Source organism: Streptomyces sp. NPDC002004 (assembly GCF_053593975.1).
The window spans coordinates 71,592-92,839 of the sequence record NZ_JBSFDP010000023.1 but is presented as its reverse complement, the minus strand read 5'-3'; the positions used below and the strand labels follow the sequence as shown (position 1 = coordinate 92,839).

17 protein-coding genes are annotated in these 21,248 nt (G+C 72.0%); 9 read left to right on the top strand and 8 right to left on the bottom strand.

Going from position 1 to position 21,248, the window contains the following annotated elements:
• Positions 1–3: 3 nt before the first annotated feature.
• Positions 4–729 (bottom strand): response regulator transcription factor, encoded by a 726-nt coding sequence (locus ACWCP6_RS26910; RefSeq protein ID WP_450935139.1) that lies wholly within the window; start codon positions 727–729, stop codon positions 4–6.
• Positions 730–987: 258 nt separating this feature from the next.
• On the opposite strand from ACWCP6_RS26910, the gene ACWCP6_RS26905 reads away from it, so the two are divergent.
• Positions 988–1,332, top strand: a complete 345-nt coding sequence (locus ACWCP6_RS26905; protein WP_450935138.1) for a recombinase family protein — start codon at positions 988–990, stop codon at positions 1,330–1,332.
• A gap of 272 nt (positions 1,333–1,604) precedes the next feature.
• On the opposite strand, the gene ACWCP6_RS26900 is transcribed toward ACWCP6_RS26905, so the two are convergent.
• On the bottom strand, positions 1,605–2,783 hold the full coding sequence (locus ACWCP6_RS26900; RefSeq protein ID WP_450935137.1) for an aminoglycoside phosphotransferase family protein: 1,179 nt from the start codon (positions 2,781–2,783) through the stop codon (positions 1,605–1,607).
• Between the two features lie 233 nt (positions 2,784–3,016).
• Here ACWCP6_RS26900 and ACWCP6_RS26895 point away from each other — a divergent pair, with 233 nt between their 5' ends.
• Positions 3,017–4,507: a DNA-binding protein NsdB gene (locus ACWCP6_RS26895; RefSeq protein ID WP_450935136.1), complete on the top strand. Its 1,491-nt coding sequence runs from the start codon at positions 3,017–3,019 to the stop codon at positions 4,505–4,507.
• A 282-nt stretch (positions 4,508–4,789) separates the two neighbouring features.
• On the opposite strand, the gene ACWCP6_RS26890 is transcribed toward ACWCP6_RS26895, so the two are convergent.
• Entirely contained in the window at positions 4,790–6,214 is a 1,425-nt protein-coding gene (locus tag ACWCP6_RS26890; RefSeq protein ID WP_450935135.1) for a PP2C family protein-serine/threonine phosphatase, read from the bottom strand.
• A gap of 325 nt (positions 6,215–6,539) precedes the next feature.
• Here ACWCP6_RS26890 and ACWCP6_RS26885 point away from each other — a divergent pair, with 325 nt between their 5' ends.
• Positions 6,540–8,561 (top strand): phosphocholine-specific phospholipase C, encoded by a 2,022-nt coding sequence (locus tag ACWCP6_RS26885; protein WP_450935134.1) that lies wholly within the window; start codon positions 6,540–6,542, stop codon positions 8,559–8,561.
• Positions 8,562–8,645: 84 nt separating this feature from the next.
• The gene (locus ACWCP6_RS26880) at positions 8,646–9,242 is read left to right on the top strand and encodes a hypothetical protein (RefSeq protein WP_450935133.1); all 597 of its coding nucleotides are present in this window, start codon (positions 8,646–8,648) and stop codon (positions 9,240–9,242) included.
• A 46-nt stretch (positions 9,243–9,288) separates the two neighbouring features.
• Here the strand turns inward: ACWCP6_RS26880 and ACWCP6_RS26875 are convergent, their stop codons facing one another.
• Positions 9,289–9,807, bottom strand: coding sequence for a hypothetical protein (locus tag ACWCP6_RS26875; RefSeq protein ID WP_450935132.1), 519 nt, complete (start codon positions 9,805–9,807; stop codon positions 9,289–9,291).
• 92 nt (positions 9,808–9,899) lie between these two features.
• A complete protein-coding gene (locus tag ACWCP6_RS26870) occupies positions 9,900–11,843 on the bottom strand; it encodes an amino acid transporter (RefSeq protein ID WP_450935131.1) in 1,944 nt (647 codons plus the stop codon).
• Positions 11,844–12,400: 557 nt separating this feature from the next.
• Between ACWCP6_RS26870 and ACWCP6_RS26865 the strand changes: the two genes are divergently transcribed.
• Positions 12,401–13,678 carry a cytochrome P450 gene (locus tag ACWCP6_RS26865; protein WP_450935130.1) on the top strand — a complete coding sequence of 426 codons (1,278 nt, stop codon included), beginning with the start codon at positions 12,401–12,403 and terminating at the stop codon, positions 13,676–13,678.
• A gap of 54 nt (positions 13,679–13,732) precedes the next feature.
• Here the strand turns inward: ACWCP6_RS26865 and ACWCP6_RS26860 are convergent, their stop codons facing one another.
• The gene (locus ACWCP6_RS26860) at positions 13,733–14,722 is read right to left on the bottom strand and encodes a slipin family protein (RefSeq protein ID WP_450935129.1); all 990 of its coding nucleotides are present in this window, start codon (positions 14,720–14,722) and stop codon (positions 13,733–13,735) included.
• A gap of 237 nt (positions 14,723–14,959) precedes the next feature.
• Between ACWCP6_RS26860 and ACWCP6_RS26855 the strand changes: the two genes are divergently transcribed.
• The 3 genes from ACWCP6_RS26855 to ACWCP6_RS26845 all read left to right on the top strand — a co-directional run bounded on the left by ACWCP6_RS26855 (position 14,960) and on the right by ACWCP6_RS26845 (position 17,677).
• Positions 14,960–15,430, top strand: coding sequence for a DUF5709 domain-containing protein (locus tag ACWCP6_RS26855; RefSeq protein WP_450935128.1), 471 nt, complete (start codon positions 14,960–14,962; stop codon positions 15,428–15,430).
• Between the two features lie 154 nt (positions 15,431–15,584).
• The gene (locus tag ACWCP6_RS26850) at positions 15,585–17,072 is read left to right on the top strand and encodes an MFS transporter (protein WP_450935127.1); all 1,488 of its coding nucleotides are present in this window, start codon (positions 15,585–15,587) and stop codon (positions 17,070–17,072) included.
• Positions 17,073–17,077: 5 nt separating this feature from the next.
• A complete protein-coding gene (locus ACWCP6_RS26845; RefSeq protein WP_450935126.1) occupies positions 17,078–17,677 on the top strand; it encodes a TetR/AcrR family transcriptional regulator in 600 nt (199 codons plus the stop codon).
• A 184-nt stretch (positions 17,678–17,861) separates the two neighbouring features.
• Here ACWCP6_RS26845 and ACWCP6_RS26840 read toward each other — a convergent pair whose 3' ends face one another.
• Positions 17,862–18,743 (bottom strand): SDR family oxidoreductase, encoded by an 882-nt coding sequence (locus tag ACWCP6_RS26840; RefSeq protein ID WP_450935125.1) that lies wholly within the window; start codon positions 18,741–18,743, stop codon positions 17,862–17,864.
• Between the two features lie 177 nt (positions 18,744–18,920).
• Here ACWCP6_RS26840 and sph point away from each other — a divergent pair, with 177 nt between their 5' ends.
• Complete coding sequence (gene sph, locus ACWCP6_RS26835; RefSeq protein WP_450935124.1) at positions 18,921–19,904, top strand: sphingomyelin phosphodiesterase; 984 nt, start codon at positions 18,921–18,923, stop codon at positions 19,902–19,904.
• A 453-nt stretch (positions 19,905–20,357) separates the two neighbouring features.
• On the opposite strand, the gene ACWCP6_RS26830 is transcribed toward sph, so the two are convergent.
• A complete protein-coding gene (locus ACWCP6_RS26830) occupies positions 20,358–21,005 on the bottom strand; it encodes a PAS domain S-box protein (protein WP_450935123.1) in 648 nt (215 codons plus the stop codon).
• Positions 21,006–21,248 lie beyond the last annotated feature (243 nt).

The window sequence follows — 21,248 nt, the reverse complement described above, 5'->3', positions numbered from 1 at the left end:
GCCTCACCGCTCCGACCGCAGCACATAGCCGAATCCGCGCACCGTGTGGATCAGGGCCGGACCGTGCGCGTCCACCTTTCTGCGCAGCTGGCTGATGTGCGCCTCCACCAGGTTGCCGTCGCCGCGGCCGACCTCGATGTGCCCCCAGACGGCCTCGATGATCTGCGCCTTCGACAGCACCCGGCCACGCCCCTGGAGCAGGTAGCGCAGGATCCGGTACTCGGTGGGGGACAGGACGACCTCCCGGCCGCCCCGGGTCACCCGGTGGGCCCGGTCGTCGAGCACGAGGTCGGTGATCTGCAACGGCCGGTCCACCTGGTCGGTCCGCCCACTGCGGCGCAGTACGGCGGCGATCCTGAGGGTCAGCTCCTCCAGGCTGAAGGGCTTCGTCAGATAGTCGTCGCAGCCCCGGGCGAACCCTGCGCGCAGGTCGGCCCGGCTGTCCCGGGCGGTGAGGAAGATGACCGGCAGCTCGCAGCCGGCGCTGCGCAGCCGCCCGCACACCTCGAACCCGTCGAGGTCGGGCAGGTTGACGTCGAGGATCAGCAGATCACAGTCGGGAGTGGGGCCGGCGGACAGGCAGTCACGGGCACTGCTGATGGTGACGGTGTCGTACCCCTCGTGCCGCAGCGACGCCTCCAACAGCTCGGCCATCGGCTCGTCGTCCTCGACGAGGAGGATCCGGGCACGGGGCTGTCGGGCGTTCGCTCCCGAGGTCGTCACAGTCATGCGCGGGATAGTAGGACAGAGAACTGTGGGGTCCGGCGGGCCCGGGACGACGCGAGCGGGCCGTCCCGGGCCGCGCCCCGCTGAACGGCCGCCAGGCGCTGCTTCAGCTGACGGTCATCCCGCCACTGCCTGGCACGACACGCTGCCGAGCAGTACAGGGCATCGGACCGTACCCCCGGTCGCAGCCGTTCGCCGCAGCCCAGGCGCCGACGTCCGGCGTCCTCGAACACCCCATCGGTGATCCTCACGGTGAACGACATGAAGCGCCTCGGTCGCGACGCCGCCGAGCTCACCGCGCTGGCCTACCACCTCTCCGCCCACGGCTTGGTGTTGGTGATGCTCGCCGGTCCCCTCGCGGGGATGTACGACCCCAGCGGGCACGGCAGGCTGCTGTTCGCCTACTTATTGGCGATGGCGGAGACTGGGCGGGAGAACAGCAGGGAGTCCAGGCTGGAGGGGCTCGACGCCGCGGCCCGCAAGGGCAAGCACGGCGGCCGGCTGCCGGTCATCACCGAGGACGTGCTGCACCCCGTGCTGCGGTGCCGGGCGCTCGGGGAGTCCGTCGAGCGGATCCGGCCCGACCCTCATCGTCCCCACCGGTAAGCGCAAGGGTCAGAACCCCTCGGTCGCCAGCATCTACCGGGCGCTCGCCGAGCACGCCAAATGCGAGGCGTACCCCGAAGCCGTCGCCCAGACCCTCGCCGACTTTGCTGCCATCACTGGCAGCGAGGTTCCTGAACCCCGTACAGAGGCCAGGTCCCTGACGACACGCTGAGTTACTTGTCACTCCGCGGCAGCTTCGGGAGAACGTGGCCATGACGAAGGCCCGCGGTGCGCCCCGGTCGTGCCGGGCGCATCGCGGGCCTTCGTCCCCTTCAGCGCGTGCCGACGGCGGCACGGACCGCCCTGCGGGCCATGTTGCAGTCGTCGTGCAGCCGCCGCAGCAACAGCCGCTGCTCCTCGCCGGACGGCGCAGCTCCCGGAGGGGTCTGGCCCGGTGCCGCGGGGGGCCCGTCGTGGATCGCACGCTGTACGGCCGTCTCGTACGTGCGGATCTCACGCGTCAGTACCAGCATCAGGTTGACCAGGAACGCATCCCGGGCAGCCGGCCCCGCGGCCTGCGCCAACTGGCTGATCTGCCGGCGCGCCATCGGGGCCTCGCCGAGCACCGCCCAGAGGGTCGCCAGGTCGTACCCGGGCAGATACCAGCCCGCATGCTCCCAGTCCACCAGCACCGGACCTGCCGGTGACAACAGCATGTTCGACAGCAGCGCGTCGCCATGGCAGAACTGCCACAGGCCCTGACGGCTCGCCGACTGAGCGATGCCGTGCCACAGCTTCTGCAGATCGCCCATGTCCCGGTCGGTGAGCAGACCCAGCTCGTGGTAGCGCGCGATCCGCGCCCCGTAGTCCAGCGGTCTGCCGAACGTGCCCTGCGGCGGCTGCCACTGGTTGAGCCGGCACACCGCGGCCAGCGCCGCCCGTACGTCCGCACGCGGAGTGGCCTCGACCGGGTGCCGCTGCAGTGCGGCCACCCGGCCCGGCATCCGCTCGATCACCAGCGTGCACCGGTCGGGATCCGCGGCGATGAGCCGCGGCACCCGCACGGGCGGCCGATGCCGGACGAACGAACGGTATGTCGCTATTTCGTGCCGGATGCGCTCCGCCCACACCGGCGAATGGTCGAGTAAGCACTTGGCGACGGCCGTGCTGCGCCCTGTCGTGCCGACCAGCAGCACCGAGCGTCCGCTGCGGCGGAGCACCTGCACCGGGCTGAACTCCGGACAGATGCGGTGCACCGCGGCGATCGCCGTGCGCAGCTGCGCGCCCTGGGGGCCGGACAAGTCGATTCTCCCGCTGAGCGGTTGGGTGCCGAGTCCCGGAACGCGTCGCGTCCGGCCACCGGCGAGCGCGGCCGCTCCCGGACGGGTTGGGTCGAGGTAGGGGCCGCTGACGGGCGGTACCTCACGGTTCCGCGACGCCGGGGTGTGCGCGGGCGCAAAGGGGTGCAGCGGCCGGGGCGGGGCGGACACGGAAGACGATGCTGTGTACATGGGCGGTACAGATCCCTTCGTGTGCCTGCGAATTACGTGCGTGCCCGCCCCGGCCGCCCGGGTACACCCTGGGGAGAGTCCCTGCGGCAGCCGGGTCGGGGTGGCGCTTTCCTACCTGACACCCGGTGCCCACTGGCACACCATCTGGCGCACCCTGGCGAACCCTGGCGAATAGTCGCTCAGCAACTGACAGGGGGTTACTGTCAACTCAGCCGAGAACCTGGGGGCTTGACGTGAGCGGACAACCCAACACTCGCCTGGCGGACCTGTTCGGCCTGGCCGGCTGGTCGAAGGGCGAGCTCGCGAGGCTGGTGAACCGGCAGGCGGCGGCCATGGGCCACCCCCAGCTGGCGACCGACACCTCGCGGGTGCGGCGTTGGATCGACATGGGGGAGATCCCCCGCGATCCGGTGCCGAGGGTGTTGGCGGCGCTGTTCACCGAGCGACTCGGCCGTGTCGTGACCATCGAGGACCTCGGTCTGGTCCGGCACGGGCGCGTGGGTAAACGGCGTGACGCCGGGATCATCGAGCATCCCGACGGAGTGCCGTGGGCGCCCGAGCGGACCGCGGCGGTCCTCACCGAATTCACGGGAATGGACCTCATGCTCAACCGACGCGGCTTGGTGGGCGCGGGTGCCGCGCTCGCCGCAGGATCCGCACTCAGCAGCGCCATGTACGACTGGCTCCACACCGATCCGGCCCTCGTGGCCGACGCCCCCCGCACCGACGATCCCCTGCACGCCGACGCCGCCGGGTACGACCGCTACGAGGCCGCTCCCATCGGGTCGCAGGAGATCGAGGAGCTGGAGCGTTCGGTCGAGGTGTTCCGGGCCTGGGACGCATCCCGCGGCGGCGGGCTGCAGCGCAAGGCGGTGGTGGGCCAGCTCAATGAAGTGGGCGGCATCCTTGCCTACCGACACCCCGACCATCTGCAGCGGCGCCTCTGGGGCGTCGCCGCCAACCTCGCCGTACTCGCCGGCTGGATGTCGCACGACGTCGGCCTCGAACCCACTGCCCAGAAGTACTTCGTGATCGCCGCCCATGCCGCCCGTGAGGGCGGGGACCGGCCCCGCGCCGGGGAGGCCCTTTCACGGGCCGCCCGCCAGATGGTGCACCTGGGCCGCCCCGACGACGCGTTGGACCTGATGAAGCTCGCCAAGTCCGGATCCGGCGACCAGACCCTGCCCCGTACCCGGGCGATGCTCTACACCATCGAGGCCTGGGCACAGGCGTCGATGGGACACGGGCAGGCCATGCGGCGCACCCTCGGCGCGGCCGAGGAACTCTTCGTCTCCGACAAGGGCGATGTGCCACCGCCCAGTTGGATGCAGATGTTCGACGAGGCGGACCTGCACGGTATGCAGGCCCTCGCCTACCGCACCCTCGCCGAACACGAAGCGGGCGCCGCCAACACGGCCCAGCGGCATGCCAAGGAGGCCCTGGCGCTGCGTGCCGGGGGCCGGGACCGATCACGGATCTTCGACTACATCTCGCTCGCCTCGGCGTGCTTCATCGCCGACGACCCCGAACAAGCCGACCGTTACGCACGCCTGGCCCTGGTGTCGATGGGCTCCAACTCATCGCAGCGCACCTGGGACCGGCTCCGTGAGATGTACCGGCTGACCGCGCAGTATGCGGGCTACCCCAAGATCGAGGACCTGCGCGAGGAGATCATGCTCGCGCTGCCCAAGGCCGTGGGGAAGCCGCGGAGCACCCCGGCGTAACCGCGCCGGCCGCTCGGCGGGCTCTTGCGGGGCACGCCTCGCACCGGGCTCGGATGTCGGTACTGTGCCGGCAACAGGCCTGTGCAGCACGCTCCATGCCGAGTTGGAGTGGTCCTCGGTCTCCTGCCCGCACCGGGCAATCCCTGGTGCATGCCCATGCCGGGCCCCCTGGCGGGGCAGCCCTACCGGGCGTGAAAGCGCCCGGAACACCGTCATGTCCGACTGAGCACCACAGCGTGCGTCCCTACGTGTCCGTCACCACCATGTCCCTCCGCATGTCCATCAGCCCGTGATCCGGGCGATCAACACACAGGCGTCGTCCTCACGCTCCACCTCACCGAACTCCTCGACCACCGTCCGCATGCAGTCCTGGGCGGAGGAGGAGTCGGCGAGCCTCGGTGCGAGGGCGAGCAGCCGTTGCTCGGCGTCCGCTCCGGCACACCGTGGGACCAGTCCGTCGGTGTGGAGCAACAACAGGTCGCCGGGCAGCAGGGCTTCCTCGGCCTGCCCATAGGTCGCGCCCGAGCTCGCCCCGAGCAGCACTCCCTCCGGAGGCGCCAGCGCGCGCCCGGCCCCGTTGCGGAACAGCAGCGGGGCGGGGTGTCCGGCCTGCGCCCACGACAGGGTGCGGTTCACCGGGTCGAACCGGCAGCACACGGCGCTGCCCAGAGAAGGCCGCACCGACGCGTCCAGAAGCTGGTTGAGCCAGCCCAGCAGCCGGCCCGGGGCAGTGCCGGCGATCGCCATGCCGCGCACCGCGCCGAGCAGCATCGCCATGCCCGAGGCCGCGGTCACTCCGTGCCCGGTGAGGCCGCCGACACTCAACAGGGACTGACCGTCCGGGAGTTCCACCGCGTCGAACCAGGTGCCGCCGATCGGCGCGCCGGACGAGCACGGCAGATGGCGGGCGGACAGCTCCAGGGTCTCGGGGCCGATGTGCGGGAACCGCAGGGAGCCGCGCCACGGCGGCAGAACGGCCTCCTGCAGCTCGACCGCAAGCCGGTGCTCGGTCTGCGCGATGTGCCGCTCGCGCTGCAGCGAGTCACGGGTCTCGCTCACCACGCGTTGGCTGCGGCGCAGCTCGCTGACGTCCCGCAGCACCGCCCACATCGCGGCGGTGCTGCCGTCGGCATCGAGCACGGGCTCGCCCATCATGTGCACGGTCCGCACACTGCTGTCCGGTCGTACGATCCGGAACTCCCCGTCGATCGGTTTGCCGTCGACCAGGCAGTCCGTGACCATCGTCGTCAGCCTCTGCCGGTCGTCCTCGTGCACCAGCGCGGGCAGTTCGTCGAGGGTCAGCGGCGGAGCCGCGGGGTCCCGGCCGAGGATCTCGTAGAGCTCCCCGGACCAGCTCGCGGCGTCCGTCAGCAGATTCCACTCGGCGCTGCCGACCCGGCTGAGCAGCGAACCGGGCCGCGGTCCGGTCGGCGCCGGACGGGGGGAGGGCAGCGCGTCCAGCGGCGCGGAAGGGGGCAGCCCGTCGCGCAGTTGTGCGAGGTGCCCGTCCAGGTCGCTGAGCTGGTGCACGGCCAGGTCGTAGAGGGCGCGCTGCCAGCGCCCCTCGGTGTCGGCGTCGTCGTGCCGCGCCTCACTGCGTACCGCGTGGACGTCGCCGAGCAGCCGGCGCGTCTGCGAGATCAGTGCCTCGACCGTGCCGCGCTGCGGCGGCTGTGCGGGGCGGTCCGCAAAGGCATGGGGCGGCATGACGTACTCCGATACGAGCGCGGTACGACCAAGGCTGAGGAAGGACCGGTAACGACTGTCGCACAGCGGGCGACGCCCCGTAAGGGATTTGGCAACACACGATTCGGTGGTGCTTCCGGCATATGCCTGAGTCCTCCCGGAAGGAGTCCCGCAAGGTCCCCTGCAAGGCCTCCGCAAGGCCTCCGCGTCAGCGTTCCGCCCACGATCCCATGATTCAACGGCTGTTCGCACACCGCTCATTGCACGGGCGTGGACCTGTGCGGGCCGCCCGTGCACCCTTGCGCTCGATGTGCCACGAGGGCACATCCGTGACGAGGGCGGGCCGATGACACCGATCAGCCGAAGAGGGTTCGTGACGCTGGGCGCTGGGGTCACCGCGGGCGTGGCCGTGGGGGCCGGCGCACGCCCCGTGCCCGCGGCGGCCGCCACCGGCGGCTCCCTCACGGACGTCAAGCACGTGGTGATCCTGATGCAGGAGAACCGCAGCTTCGACCACTACTTCGGCAGACTGAAGGGCGTACGCGGCTTCGACGACCGCAGCGGCATCACCCTGTCCGGCGGCCACTCGGTCTTCGACCAGCCGAACGGCCTCGGCCGTCAGTACCCGTGGAAGCTGAGCGCGACGCCGTCCGCGGGCGGCGCGGACGGCGAGACGCTCGCCCAGTGCACCGGCGATCTGCCGCACTCGTGGCTCTCGCAGCACAGCGCATGGAACAAGGGCCGTCTCGACAGCTGGGTGTTCGGCGTGGGCAACGTCCGCACACTCGGCTACCTGGACCGCTCCGACATCCCCTTCCACTATGCGCTGGCCGACAACTACACCATCTGCGACGCCTACTTCTCCTCCGCGCTGAGCGCGACCGGGCCCAACCGCACCTATCTGTGGAGCGGCAAGGTCGACGGCTCCAGCAACGACGGCGGCGACGAGTCCGGGCTCACCTGGGAGAACTACGCCGAGGCCCTGCAGCGGGCCGGGGTGAGCTGGAAGGTCTACCAGAACGCCGACGACAACTACGGGGACAACGCCTGCGCCTACTTCAAGAAGTTCACCGACGCGGCACCCGGCGACCCCCTCCACGACCGGGGCATGGGGTCCGTGCCGAAGGCCACCGGCTCCACGCCCGACGACATCGCGGCCGCCATCAAGGCGGACGTGCTCGCGGGCATGCTGCCGCAGGTGTCCTGGGTGGTCGCGAACCAGGCGTTCTCCGAGCACCCCTACGCCCCGCCCGGCGACGGAGCGCACTTCGTGGATCTCGTCTACCGAGCCCTCGCCGCGGACTCCACGGTCTTCGACTCGACCGTCCTCTTCCTCAACTACGACGAGAACGACGGCTACTTCGACCATGTACCGCCCCCGGTGCCGCCCGCGGGAACGCCGGGCGAGTTCCTGAACGGCACCCCGTACGGGCTCGGCTTCCGGGTGCCGATGCTGGTCATCTCACCGTGGACGCGGGGCGGCTGGGTGTCCTCCGAGGTCTTCGACCACACGTCCGTACTGCGCTTCCTGGAGACCTGGACGGCCGCGCTGGGCAAGCCCGCGACCTGCCCGAACATCAGCGCCTGGCGGCGCAAGGTGATCGGTGACCTGACCGGCGTCTTCGACTTCGCCCACCCCGTGTACGGCGTGCCGTCGCTGCCCGCCACCGGAGTCATCGGGTACGGCACCTGCGGCCCGCTGCCCAATCCGGTGCCCACGAACAACGCCCTGCCCGCGCAGGAGCCCGGCACCCGGCCCGCCCGGGCACTGCCCTACCAGCCCAACGGCTACCTCGACCACCTCGAGTTCGGCAGCGCGGGCAAGATCCTCGCCTGGTTCACCATGGCCAACCAGGGCAGTCCCGCCAGGAGCGCCGTCCACTTCTCGATCCACCCGAACGCCTACCGCGACACCACGCCCTGGCAGTACACCGTCGACGCCGGCGGCACCGCGTCCGACTACTTCTCCATCGGGACCGGCAACGGCGGCGGGAAGTACGACCTGTCCATGGTGGGCCCCAACCGCTTCCTGCGCCGTTTCGTCGGTGACGCCACGAAGGCGGGCAAGGCCGTCGAGGTGAGCAGCCGTTTCGCGACCGAGCCCGGCACGGGCAGGACGGCCGTCTACTTCAAGATGACCAACACGGGCGGTTCGGCGGCGACGTTCACCATCACCTCCCACCACTACCGCAGCGACGGCCCCTGGAAGTACACCGTCGCCGCGGGCGGCTCCACCGAGGACTACTTCAACGCCGTCGCCTACCAGAACGGCTGGTACGACTTCACCGTCACCGTGGACATCGACGGAGGCTGGTCCCGGCGGTTCACGGGCCATATCGAGACCGGGGCCGCGAGCGTCAGTGGCTGACCGGGACCCGTCGGCGGGTTGGCTCGTCACGCGCTTCCGCGGACGCCGTGCTCTGGGATGATCGAGCGCGGGGGTGCATACCGCATGAGGCCGTCCGCGGAGCCGGGGCGCCGCGCCGTCGTCATACCCGTACTGGAGTCCCGTTTCGCGCTCGAATGGGGTTGTGTCCTGGTCGCCGCGGGGGTGGCCGCGGGCCCGGCCCTGGCACTGCCGCTCGGGCTGCTCGACGAGCCCGTGCTGTTCTGCCTGGCGCCGTTGGTGGTCGCGCTCGCCCTGCACATGGGGCTGCGCGGGCGCTTCGTGGTGCGCTTCGACGACGCGGGTGTCACCGTCGTCCGTCCGTGGCGGCGCCGCCATGTGCCGTGGGCGCACATCGGCGGCATGTGCGTGCAGCGGCGGCGGTCGGCGGCCGACGGTGGTGACTGGTGGAAGTTCCGTCTGGTGGTGAACGGCGCGACCGGGCCACCGCTGCTCGCCCTCGACGCCCCGGACACCGTCGGCGGCCGGCTCGGCGCAGCCGAGCGCGCCCGGTTCGTCCGCCACGGCGAGGTCTTCGCCGAGCTGGCCGGACGCGGTCTGGGCCTGACGGGACGGCCCGCGCCGTGCGACGACGAGGTGGCGTACGTGGAACGGGCCCTGCGCGAGTACGCGCTGCGCGGACAGGACCCCTGGGGACGCTGAGCCGCCGCATGCGCCGGCCGGACCTCCCGGTGCGGGTCCGCCGGGTTCACTCCATCCCGGACGCCCGCAGTATCGCCCGGGCCTCGCCGCCGTCCATGTGCTCGCCCAGGCGCCGGAGCAGACCGGCGCCGTACCGGAGGGTGCCGCGTTCGAGGGAGCGCCGGCCGCCCGTCTCCAGCTCGTGCCAGAGGAACGGGTTGTCGACCAGGACCCGCGGGTCGAGGCACAGCCGCCGGCCGTGTACGTCCCACAGAACGAGGCGTGCGGCGACGTCGCCGTCCTGGCGCACCCCGGCCAGCGCGTCGAGGCGCACCCGGTGTGCGTGCAGCGGACCGCGGACCGTGAGCCAGCCGCCCCCGGCGGTCACCCGCGGCGGCAGCAGCACGCTGAACACCAGAGCCGCCAGGGCGAGCCAGATGCCCGCGCGCGGGAGGGTGAGGGTGCCCGCGTTCCAGTCGGTCAACGTCGCCATGCAGAGGAAGAGCAGGCTGCAGAGGACGGCGAACCGCGCGGCGCCGCGCCAGTGGCGGTCGCCGGCGGAAGCTCTCCCTCCGCTCCGCTCCATATCTGCGACGGTATGCGGCCGGGTGCGGAACCGCGCGCGGCCCTGACGCACCTCTGACGGGTCTTGACGCGATCCTTGCGCGGGCGCGGAGGTCAGCCGACGTGCACCCGGGGGCGGCGGGACCGGTCGGGTTCGGCCTCGCGCAGGACCTCACGGGTCACCGGCGCGACTTCTCCCTGCCCGAACAGGAAGAAGCGCACGAAGTTGGCCAGCGGATTGCCCTCGGTCCACTCGAAGTAGATGTGCGGGCGCTGGCCGGTGCTGTCGCGGACGTGCAGCAGCAGCGCGGCCAGGGCGTTCGGGATGGAGGAGCTCTCCACGGTCAGGACCCGGTAGCGTTCGTGCAGCACTTCGCCGCGGACGTTCAGCCCCGCCTCGAACTCCGAGGGGTCGATGATGGTGACCTCGACGAAGACGAAGTCCTCCTCGGGCGGGAGGTCGTTGTCCGCCCGGATCTGCTTGACCTTGTCCCGGTACTCGGCCTTGTCGCGGCGGTCGGGCTCGTTGGCGATGAACCGGATCCTGCGGCTGGCGATGTCGCGCACGAACCGCTCGGCCATGTCGTCCATCGTGACGTGGGTGACGCGCAGCTCGAAGGCGCGGCGCAGCCGGGACAGCAGGGAGATCAGGATGATGCCGACGATGAAACAGGCACCGATCTTCACACCGTCCGGCCGCTCGATGACGTTCGCGACGGTGGTGTAGAGGAAGATCAGCGCGATGACCGCGAAGGCGACCGTCCAGCGCCGCTGCCGGGCGCGCCGGGCGGCGATGGTCACCGCGATCGCGGCCGAGGAGATCAGCACCAGGACGCCGGTGGCGTAGGCGCCGCCCTGCGCGTCGACGTCGGCGTCGAAGATCCAGGTGACCAGGAACGCCACCAGGATGAAGACGATCACCATGGGGCGCACGGCGCGCGCCCAGTGCGGTGCCATGCCGTAGCGGGGCAGATAGCGGGGCATCAGGTTGAGCAGCCCGGCCATCGCGGAGGCCCCGGCGAACCACAGGATGGCGATGGTGGAGACGTCGTAGACCGTGCCGAAGGCATTGCCGAGGTATTCGTGGGCCAGGTAGGCGAGGGCGCGCCCGTTGGCCTGGCCGCCGGGCTTGAACTCGTTCGCCGGGATGAGCAGCGTGGTGATGAAGCTGGTGGTGATCAGGAACACGCTCATGATCACGGCGGCGGTGGTGAGCAGCTTCTTGGTGTCGCGGATCCGCCCGGTGGGCCGCTCCTCCGTGTCGCCGGGGTCGCCCTGGACGTGCGGCATGACCGCGACGCCGGTCTCGAAGCCGGACAGGCCGAGCGCCAGTTTGGGGAAGACCAGCAGCGCGACGCCGATCATGGCCAGGACGCTGCCGTGCTGGGCGGTCAGGGCGGCGGTCCAGTCGGTGACCACGTGGGGGGCCGTGATGACGTGTTCCAGCCCCACACACACGACGACCGCGTTCAGGGCCAGATAGATGCCGACCAGTGCGACGGCGACGCCGATCGCCTCCAGGAAGCCCTTGAGGAACACCGCTCCCAGCAGGGCGATCAGCAGCAGCGTGATCACCATCTGCCGGTCGTGCAGCACGCTGGTCAGATGGGGGTTCTCCACCAGGTGCGTGGCCGCGTCCGCCGCGGACAGCGTGATCGTGATCAGGAAGTCGGTGGCGGCGAATCCCAGCAGGGTCAGCACGAACAGCTTGCCCTGCCAGAACGACAGCAGCCGCTCCAGCATCGAGATCGAGCCCTCGCCGTGCGGGCTCTCCTCGGCGACCCGCCGGTAGACCGGCAGCGCGCCCGCCAGGGTGACGATCACCAGCACGATCGTCGCCACCGGTGACAGCAGCCCGGCCGCCAGGGCGGCGATGCCCGGCTGGTAGCCCAGGGTCGAGAAGTAGTCGACACCGGTCAGGCACATCACCCGCCACCAGCGCTGGCCCCGGTGGGCGGCCTCCACCTGCGGCCCCGGGTGGTGCTTGGCCATGTCGGACAGGCCTTCGAGCATCCACGCGCGCAGGCGACTCGTATGAACGTCGGCAGGGGTGGACATCGGGCGCTCCTGACCTGCGGCGAAAGTTTTCGGCCATTGCGAAGGGTTGTCAGCTCAGCGTAAGCACCGAGTGATCCGGCGGCCCGGGTTTCGCCCCGGGGCACGCACGTGTCCGCGGGCTCTGCCTCGGGTGGCCCCACAGGGGCAGGTCACGGACCTGCCGCCCCCATGAGGACCGGGACCGATGCAACGACGGGAAGCGGGGCGGGGGCGGTCGTGCGACCCGGGGCGCGTGCTCCTGACGGCACCGTGCCGTCGGGATCGCGTCAACGTGCGCCGGGCCGACCGCGAAGAACGGGCCCCGCGAAGGCCGCCCGGCCGCCGGAGGCCGCCCGTCCGTCCCGGCTGTCGGCCCATGCCGGCCGTGCGGTCCGCGGGTCGCCCGCTCGGCCCGGGCGCTGCGCCGTTCAGGGGGCGGCGGCCCGTGCGACGCGTCGCGGCGAGCCGGGGGCGGGAACCCATGGGCCCATCAGGGCCCGGGGCCGGGAAGCCGGTCGTGGACCGAGGCCCCGGCGGCCGCCCGGCGGCCGCCCGACCGCACCGGGAGACGAACAGCGATGACGTCCCAGCCCACGACCGGGCCCGTACCGGAGGACACGCCGGAGCACCGCCCCGCGTCCACGACGGGAGGCGGGGACGGACGGCCGCCCGTGCACGTCTGGGAGGTCGAGGACCTGCCGGGGCTCCGGTTCGACCCGATGCTGGCCAGGCTGCTGCGTGAGGAGCCGGTGTCGCGCATCCGTCTGCCGTACGCGGGGGATCTGGACGCCTGGCTGGTGACCCGGTACGACGACGTCAAGGCGGTCACCTCCGACCCCCGGTTCAGCCGGGAGGCGCTGCGGGACGTCAGGGTGACGGCCCTCTCCGAGCACCGTGTGGCGGCGGATGCGGGACTCAACTACACCGATCCGCCGTACCACACCAAGCTCCGGAAGATCGTCAACAAGGCGTTCACCGGGCGGCACATGAAGACGCTGCGGCCCGAGGCCGAGCGGACGACGGCGCAGCTGCTCGACGCCATGGAGGAGCAGGGGCCCCCGGCGGACCTGATGGAGTCCCTGCACGGGCCGCTGCCGCTGGCCGTGGTCTCCGACCTGCTCGGCGTTCCGCGCGAGGAGCGGGACATGTTCACCGTGTGGCCCGACCGGATCCTCAGCGCGGGCATCGGGGCCGAGGCCAGCCGCGCCGCCAAGGCCGAAGTCACCGCGTACGTGGCCGGACTGCTGCGGAGCCGCTTCGGCCAGGACTCCGACGACCTCGCAGGTGTGCTCGCGCACGCGTGGGAGCACGAGGAGATCGCCCGGGACGAGGCCGTCTCGCTGGCCACCGCGATCGTCATCAGCGGCGCCCACGCGGTCCGCTACAACAGCGCCAACATGGTGTACATGCTGCTCACGCACCCCGAGCACCTGGCCCGGCTGCGGGCGGACCGCTCGGTGCTGCCGCAGGCCGTCGACGAGATGATCCGGCACATCCCGCACCGCAACGCGGTCGGCATCCCACGCCTCGCGCTGGAGGACGTGGAGGTGGGTGACCGGGTGATCCGCGCGGGCGACGCGGTGTACGTCTCGTACCTCACGGCCAACCGCGACCCCGCGGTCTTCGAGGACCCGGACGCCCTCGACTTCGACCGGTCCGGCGTCGCGCACCTCTCATTCGGGCACGGCGTGCACCACTGCATGGGCGCGATCCTCGCCCGGATGGAGTCGGAGGTGATGATCGCCGGACTGCTCGACCGCTTCCCGGGGCTGCGGCTCGCGGGTCCGCCGTCGGACACGGTCTTCCAGAGCAAGGCGTTCATCCGCGGCCCGCAGACCCTCGTCGTCACCTGGTGAGCCCGGGGCCCGGTCCGGCCGCTCCGGCTGCGGGGTCGCGCGCCCCCTCTCCGACTAATCCGGCACCGTGCCGCTCGGCGCGCCGTCCGGGCGCGGGGCGGGGTGATCGGGTGGCTCCAGCGGCAGATCGAGCAGGAGGTCGGATGCCTGCTCGTGTTCGGTGGGTTCCGCCGACGGGGGCTCGTAGGGGGAGGGTTCGACGGTCGGGCGTCCGTCCTCGCCGGGCTCCACCGGGCCGACGCCCTCCGCGGACGCCGGGTACGTGTGCGTGTGCGTGTGCTCCTGGGGCTGTGCCCGCTCCAGGAACCGCAGGAGCTCCACGGGGAAGGGCAGGACCAGCGTGGAGTTCTTCTCCGCGGCGACCGCGACGACCGTCTGGAGCAGGCGCAGCTGGAGTGCGGCCGGCTGGTCCGACATCGCCCTGGCGGCCTCGGCGAGCTTCCAGGACGCCTGGAGTTCGGCGTCCGCGTTGATGAGGCGGGCCCGCCGTTCGCGGTCGGCCTCGGCCTGACGCGCCATGGACCGCTTCATCGCGTCCGGCAGCGACACGTCCTTGATCTCGACACGGTCGATCTGCACGCCCCAGCCGATGGCGGGGCTGTCGATCATCAGCTCCAGCCCCTGGTTGAGCTTCTCGCGGTTGGACAGCAGGTCGTCGAGGTCGCTCTTGCCGATGATCGAGCGCAGCGAGGTCTGCGCCATCTGGGAGACCGCGAAGCGGTAGTCCTCGACCTGGATCAGCGCATCGGCGGCGTGGACGACCTTGAAGTAGACCACCGCGTCGACGCGGACCGTCACGTTGTCGCGGGTGATGCCCTCCTGTGCGGGCACGGGCATCGTCACGATCTGCATGTTGACCTTGTACAGCCGGTCCACGAGAGGGATCACCATGGTGAACCCCGGGGCCCGCAGGCCCCCGTACAGGCGGCCGAGGCGGAAGACGACGCCCCGCTCGTACTGCTTGACCACCCGCGCCGCGGCAGCCGTGTAGATGGCGGCCACCGAAGCAGCCGCTGCCGCAACGCCCAGGAGTTCCTGCCACATGACGGCCCCCTGCCATCAGAATTGCCCCCATTTACATGATATGCGCCTTTAAGTGGGTTCAGTGGTGGCCTGTGCTGATCCGGTCCCGGGATGCGGCCGTGCGGCCCGGAGGGGGCGCCGCCGCCGGACCGGCGGGCGGGCGCGGAGCGGGGGCCGGAAACCGTTCGCATGCGCGTCGAGACGTTGCGGAAAGGCCCCGCGGGTGGACGATGGAAGTGCGGAACCGGAGGAGGTGCGATGAACGGCGACGGTGCACGAGGAGACGACGTCTATCAGCCGGACGGCTCCGAAGTGCAGGACGACGAAGGGCTGCTCGACGCGTCGGACACCCTGGTCGCGGACGGCGTCGAAGACCCGCTCGACCGCGGCTACTCGCCCCCCGACCGGCCGTGGGCCGTGGCGCGGCAGGGCGTCACCGCGAGCGAGGGCGCACGCGGGGAGACGCTCGAGCAGCGGCTCGCCGAAGAGCTTCCCGATGTGACCGTGCCGGACGGCGACGGCATCGGGGACACCTGGGACACCGACGGCGAAGCGCGCGACGAGGAGTGCGGCGCCGCCCGCGCGGGCCGCCTCATGGCCCCCGGTGAGGGGGCGCACGACAACGAGCAGGGCGACCTCATCGCGTACGACGTCGGGATCGACGGGGCGGCGGCATCGGCCGAGGAGGCCGCGGTGCACGTGATCGACGGGGACACGGGCCTCGAGTAGGGCCGGCCGGGTGCGCGTCGCACGGCCGCCGGCCCGCCCGTGCGCGGCCGGGCCCCGGGGTCCGCGCTTGCGCCGAGACGGAGAAGGATGGGTGAATGGGAATTCACCAGCCAGGTGAATTCCCATTCACCCATCCCTTTCCGCAGGAGCGCCCATGGAGCCCGCCCCGATATCCACCGGCGCGCCCCCTCCGTCCGCCGTCGCCCGCCTCCGTGCACGCCTCACCGTCCCGGTCCTCGCGTTCGGCGGCATCCTCATGGCCGTCATGCAGACCGTCGTCGTGCCCCTGCTGCCGGACCTGCCACGGCTGACCGGGGCATCGGCGGGCACCGTCTCCTGGACCGTCACCGCGACCCTCCTGACCGGCGCCGTGCTCACCCCCGTACTCGGCCGGGCCGGCGACATGTACGGCAAGCGCCGCGTCCTGCTGAGCGCACTGGCCCTCATGACCCTCGGGTCGGTGCTGTGCGCGACGACCTCCGACATCCGGGTCCTCATCGCCGCGCGCGCCCTGCAGGGCGCCGCAGCGGCCGTCGTACCGCTGTCGATCAGCATCCTGCGCGACGAACTGCCGCCGGAGCGCACCGGCTCGGCCGTCGCGCTGATGAGCTCCACGGTCGGTGTCGGAGCCGCGCTCGGGCTGCCGCTCGCCGCCCTCGTCGTCCAGTACGCCGACTGGCACACCATGTTCTGGGCGACGAGCGCCCTCGGCGCCGCCGGCCTCGCGCTCGCCTGGTGGGCCGTGCGCGAGTCGCCGCTGCGTTCCCCCGGGCGGTTCGACGTCCTCGGGGCGCTGGGACTCGCCGCCGCATTGGTGTGTCTGCTGCTCGCCGTCTCCCAGGGCGGCCAGTGGGGATGGGGCAGCCCCTGGGTGCTGGGCCTGTTCGCCGGTGCCCTCGTCGTCCTGCTCCTGTGGTGCCGCAGGGAACTGCGCACCGCCCGGCCCCTCGTCGACCTGCGCCTCGCTGCCGGGCCGCGGGTGGCCCTGCCGCACGTGGCCGCGCTGCTCGCCGGTTTCGCCTTCTACGCGAACTCCCTGGTCACCGCACAGCTCGTCCAGGCACCCGCCGCCACCGGCTACGGACTCGGCCTGTCCATCGTGGCGACCGGCCTGTGCCTGCTGCCCAACGGGCTCGTCATGCTGCTGCTCTCACCGGTCTCGGCCCGTATCTCCGCGGCGCACGGGGCCCGGATCACCCTCGCCGTCGGCGCCGTCGTCATCGCACTCGGCTACGCCGTGCGCATCGCGGACAGCCGCGCGCTGTGGGTGATCGTCGTCGGCGCGTGCGTCGTCTCGACGGGCACGACCCTCGCCTACTCGGCCCTGCCGACGCTCATCCTGCGCGCCGTCCCGCCCGGCCAGACCGCGTCCGCGAACGGTGTCAACGTCCTCATGCGCACCATCGGCCAGGCCGTGTGCAGCGCCGCCGTCGCCGCCGTGCTGGTCCACCACACCACCCGAGTCGACGGCGCCCCGGTGCCCACGCTCCACGGCTACCGGCTGGCGTTCGCGATGGCCGGTAGCGTCGCCCTCGTCGCCTGCGCCGCCGCACTCGCCGTCCCCGCGGACGCCGAGCGCCCGGGGCGCGACGGCGACCAGGACGCGGGCCCCGCTCAGGAGCGGGCCCTGGAGGGAGCGTGAGCGGGGTGAGCACCGTGACCGGCGGGACGGGCGGGGGCGGGGGAGACGGCGGGAGCGGCGCGCGCCGCGACGCCGTGGCGACGAGGGCGGCGATCCTGCGGGCCGCCCGCCATCTGCTGGCCCGGCACGCGCACGCCGACATCACGCTGAAGGCGGTGGCCGAACGCGCCGGAGTCAGTGCGCCGTTGATCCTGAAGTACTTCGGCAACAAGGACACGCTCTTCGCGCAGGTCATGTCCTTCGAGGCCGATGCGGACGCCGTACTCGCCGCACCGCTGGAGGAGCTGGGCCGGCACATGGCCGAGCACGTCCTGGTGAGCCAGACCGAGCAGGGAGCCGATCCGCTGCTGCGCATCGTGTTCGCGCCCCTGCACGGGGAACAGGGCGAGATCCTGCGTGCCAACTTCCGCGCCCAGGTGACCGACCGGCTGGCCGCACGTCTCGACGGGCCCGATGCAGGGGTCAGGGCCGAGCTCGCCGTCGGCATGCTTCTCGGGCTCGGCGTCATGTACGGCATCGCACGCGGCACCCATCTGCGCGCCGAACCCCTGTCCGCCGTCGTGGACCGGTACGCACCCGTGCTCCAGGCCTTCCTCACCCCGTGAGGAGGTGCGATGAGGATGCGCGGTGAGCACGGCCGCAGGAGCGGTCCGGGCGCCGCCGATTCGTCGCCGGCCGGCCGCGGGCCGGCGGGCGGCCGGGCGGGCCGTGGCCGCAGCGCGCCGCGGCCGGAGAAGAGCGCCGCGGCCGGCACGACCGGGCCGCCGAACGGCATGTGCTCCGCTCGGCTCACCTCTCCGCCATCAACCGCGCGTAGTTCTCCGGGTGGTCCCGCAGGAACTCGCGCAGCGTCCGGGCCCGCCCGCCCGTCAGCCGCGGTACGGCGTCCGACACCGCGGCCATCTCACCGGCGGCGATCGCCTCGTACGAGGTGACCCACCCCGTCACCTCCCACTCGGGCGCGCCGAACCTCTCCCGTGACGCATAGGCCTCGGCGCGTGTCTCGGGGACGTAGTCGACCGGCCGCCCGCAGAAGTGGCTCAGCTCGTCCGCCGCCTCCGCGAAGGTGAACGCCTCCGGCCCCGTGAGGTCGTAGGTACGGCCGTCGTGTCCGCTCTCGTCGAGGAGCACCGCCGCGGCCGAGTGCGCGACGTCCTCGTGCGCCACCGCGGCGATCCTGCCCTTGCCCGCCGGACCGCGCAGCACACCGTCGTCGCCGACCATGTGGGCGATCTCGGACATGTAGTGGTTGTCCCGGAGGAAGGTGAACCGCACTCCGGCCCCGCGGATGTGCTGCTCCGTGTGCCAGTGGTCGCGCGCGAAGGTGAACGTGGCACCCGGCGAGGCCCCGACGTACGACAGGTACACGATGCGCTCCACACCTGCCGTGATCGCCGCGTCCACCACCGTGTAGTGGTCGCGCACCCGGTCCGGGCCCTCGTGCGCCGACACCAGGAACAGGGTGTGGGCTCCGTTGACCGCACGGCGCACCGCCTCACCGTCGCCGTACGACGCGCCCGGGGCGCTCACCGCGCCCGGCAGCTCGGGCAGCCGCATCGGGTTCCGGCCGAGCAGCCGCTGCCTGGCGCCAGCCGTGGAGAGGCGGCGCGCGACGAGACCGCCGACACGGCCTCCGGCCCCGGTGACGGCGATGACGGGCTGGGACTGCATGCGGGCTCCTTATGCTGCGGGCTCTCCCATGCTTGCCCGGAGCAGGCCCGGGTGCGAGTTGGCACGTCCGACGGGCGAGCGCCGGAAAAACGGCACCCGATGGCTACCGAAAAGTAACTGCGGCTGTTTGGATGTGCGCCGACCACTCAACACCCCCCTCCGAAAACGGGAGTTCCTGTGCCGTACTCCGCGCTCCGCCGTATCAACGGCGCGGCCCTGGCCGCGACCGCCGCGCTGGCCGGGTTCACGCTCACGGCGCCCGCCGCCCACGCCGCCGAAGCGGCGCCCGCGCTGAAGGTGCTCACGTACAACACCTTTCTGATGAGCAAGAACCTGTACCCGAACTGGGGACAGGACCACCGGGCCGCGGAGATCCCCAAGGCGTCGTTCTTCCAGGGCAACGACGTCGTCGTCCTGCAGGAGGCCTTCGACAACTCCGCGTCCGACGCACTGAAGCGGAACGCCTCCGCGGCCTATCCCTACCAGACCCCCGTCGTGGGCCGCAGCACCTCCGGCTGGGACGCCACCGGCGGCTCGTACTCCTCCATGACCCCGGAGGACGGAGGGGTGACGCTGCTGAGCAAGTGGCCGATCCTCCACAAGGAGCAGTACGTCTACAAGGACGCCTGCGGCTCCGACTGGTGGTCGAACAAGGGCTTCGTGTACGCGGTCCTCGACGTGAACGGCACCAAGGTGCACATCCTCGGCACCCACGCGCAGTCGACCGACTCGGGCTGCGGGGCCGGGGAGGCTGCGGCCGACCGCAGCAAGCAGTTCAAGGCGATCGACGCGTTCCTCGATGCCAAGAACATTCCCGCGTCGGAAGAGGTCGTCGTCGCGGGCGACATGAACGTCGACTCGCGCAGCTCCGAGTACGCGTCCATGCTCGCCGACGCCGACCTGGTCGCCGCGGACGCGCGCACCGGGCACCCCTACTCCTTCGACACACAGGAGAACTCCATCGCCAACTACCGGTATCCGGACGACCCGCGGGAGGACCTGGACTACGTCCTCCACCGCGCGGGACACGCCCGGCCCGCCGGTTGGACCGACGAGGTCGTCAAGGAGCAGACGGCCCCCTGGACCGTGAGCAGCTGGGGCAAGAGCTACACGTACACCAACCTCTCCGACCACTATCCGCTGGTGGCCTCGGCCCGCTGACCGCCTCCTGTCCCAGTCCCCGCGGGCGGAGTGGTCCGCGCCCCGGACCCACGCACCGCGGACACCGTGGGGGCCGATGCCCTCGGCCCCCACGGCGCCCCGGGGCAACGGCCCTCCGGGCTCACCCGGCTGCCGCGTACCGCCGGACGTCGCGGGCCGCCGGCCCGGTGTGCAGGCGCTGCGGCCTGCGGACGCGCTCGGAGGCAGGACTGCTGTCGGCGCGCGGTCACCGGTCCCGAGGACCGGATCCCGCTGTGACGACACCCGATCGGACCTGCGCCGTCGGTTCGCCGTCCGCCACCGGGTCTGCGCGGGACCGCAGGGAGATTTCTCCGGGGCCCCGGGGGAGTCCGGCCCCGGGAGGGACGGCTGTCCGCGGCTCCGCCGCTGTGCCGCTGCACCCCGGCACCGTCCCTGCGCCAGTGCGCCACCGCGCCGCTGTACGCGACACCGTCACTGCGCCGTAGGTGCCACTGTCGGCGGCCATACGCCGGGGATGAGCACGCCGTAGGCGTAGGCGCGGGCGATCAGCTCCGTACGGTTGGCGGCGGACCAGCGCTGCGTGAGACGGCGCAGGTGGTAGGTGACGCCGTCGGTGGTCAGGCCGGTCTCCCGGGCGGCCCGGGCCGTGGTGGCGCCACCGGCGAGCAGCGCGAGGATGCGGGCCTCGGCGGGACTCGCCGCAGGAGCCGCGGCAGCGGGGCTCTCATGCGTGTCGAGCATGCGCAGCAGCACCAGCAGGGCGGGCTCGTCGTCGACGCTGTCGCTGACCGGCTCGACCGCCAACTCGCCGTGGCGCTCGGTGCCGTCGGCGGCCTGCCAGGACACGGAGATCGGATAGCGGGAGCGGCGGCGCAGCCGCAGCGCCTCACGGATGCGGCACACCTGTGCCGCCTCCACGGGCCGGAACATGTCGAGCATGTTCCGGCCCTGCAGGCGCCCCGGCGGGATGCCCCACTCGGTGGCCAGCGCCGGGTTCGCCAGCAGGATCGCACCGTGCGCGTCGCACAGCGCGATGGGCGCGGCGACCCGGTCGAACAGGAGCAGGGCCCGGTTGCGCCACACCACGGCGTCCGCCGGCGGCTCGTCCTGGTCGAACATCGGCGTCCCCTTTCCCTGAGGTTTCCCCGAGTCCGCCCCGCGGACCGTCTGCGGCACTCCGGGGCGCTGGACCCCGGACGGGACGGCAGCGCCCTGGCACGGCACCGTCCCCGCGGCAACCCCGGGGCGTCGTTCACCACTACACAATCATGTAGTCCCGCGGCGTGGGCGGCCGGGGCATCGGGACCAAGCTGGAGAGCAGTGACCTCCGTACAGCGAGGTCCCTACCAGGAAAGGCAGTTG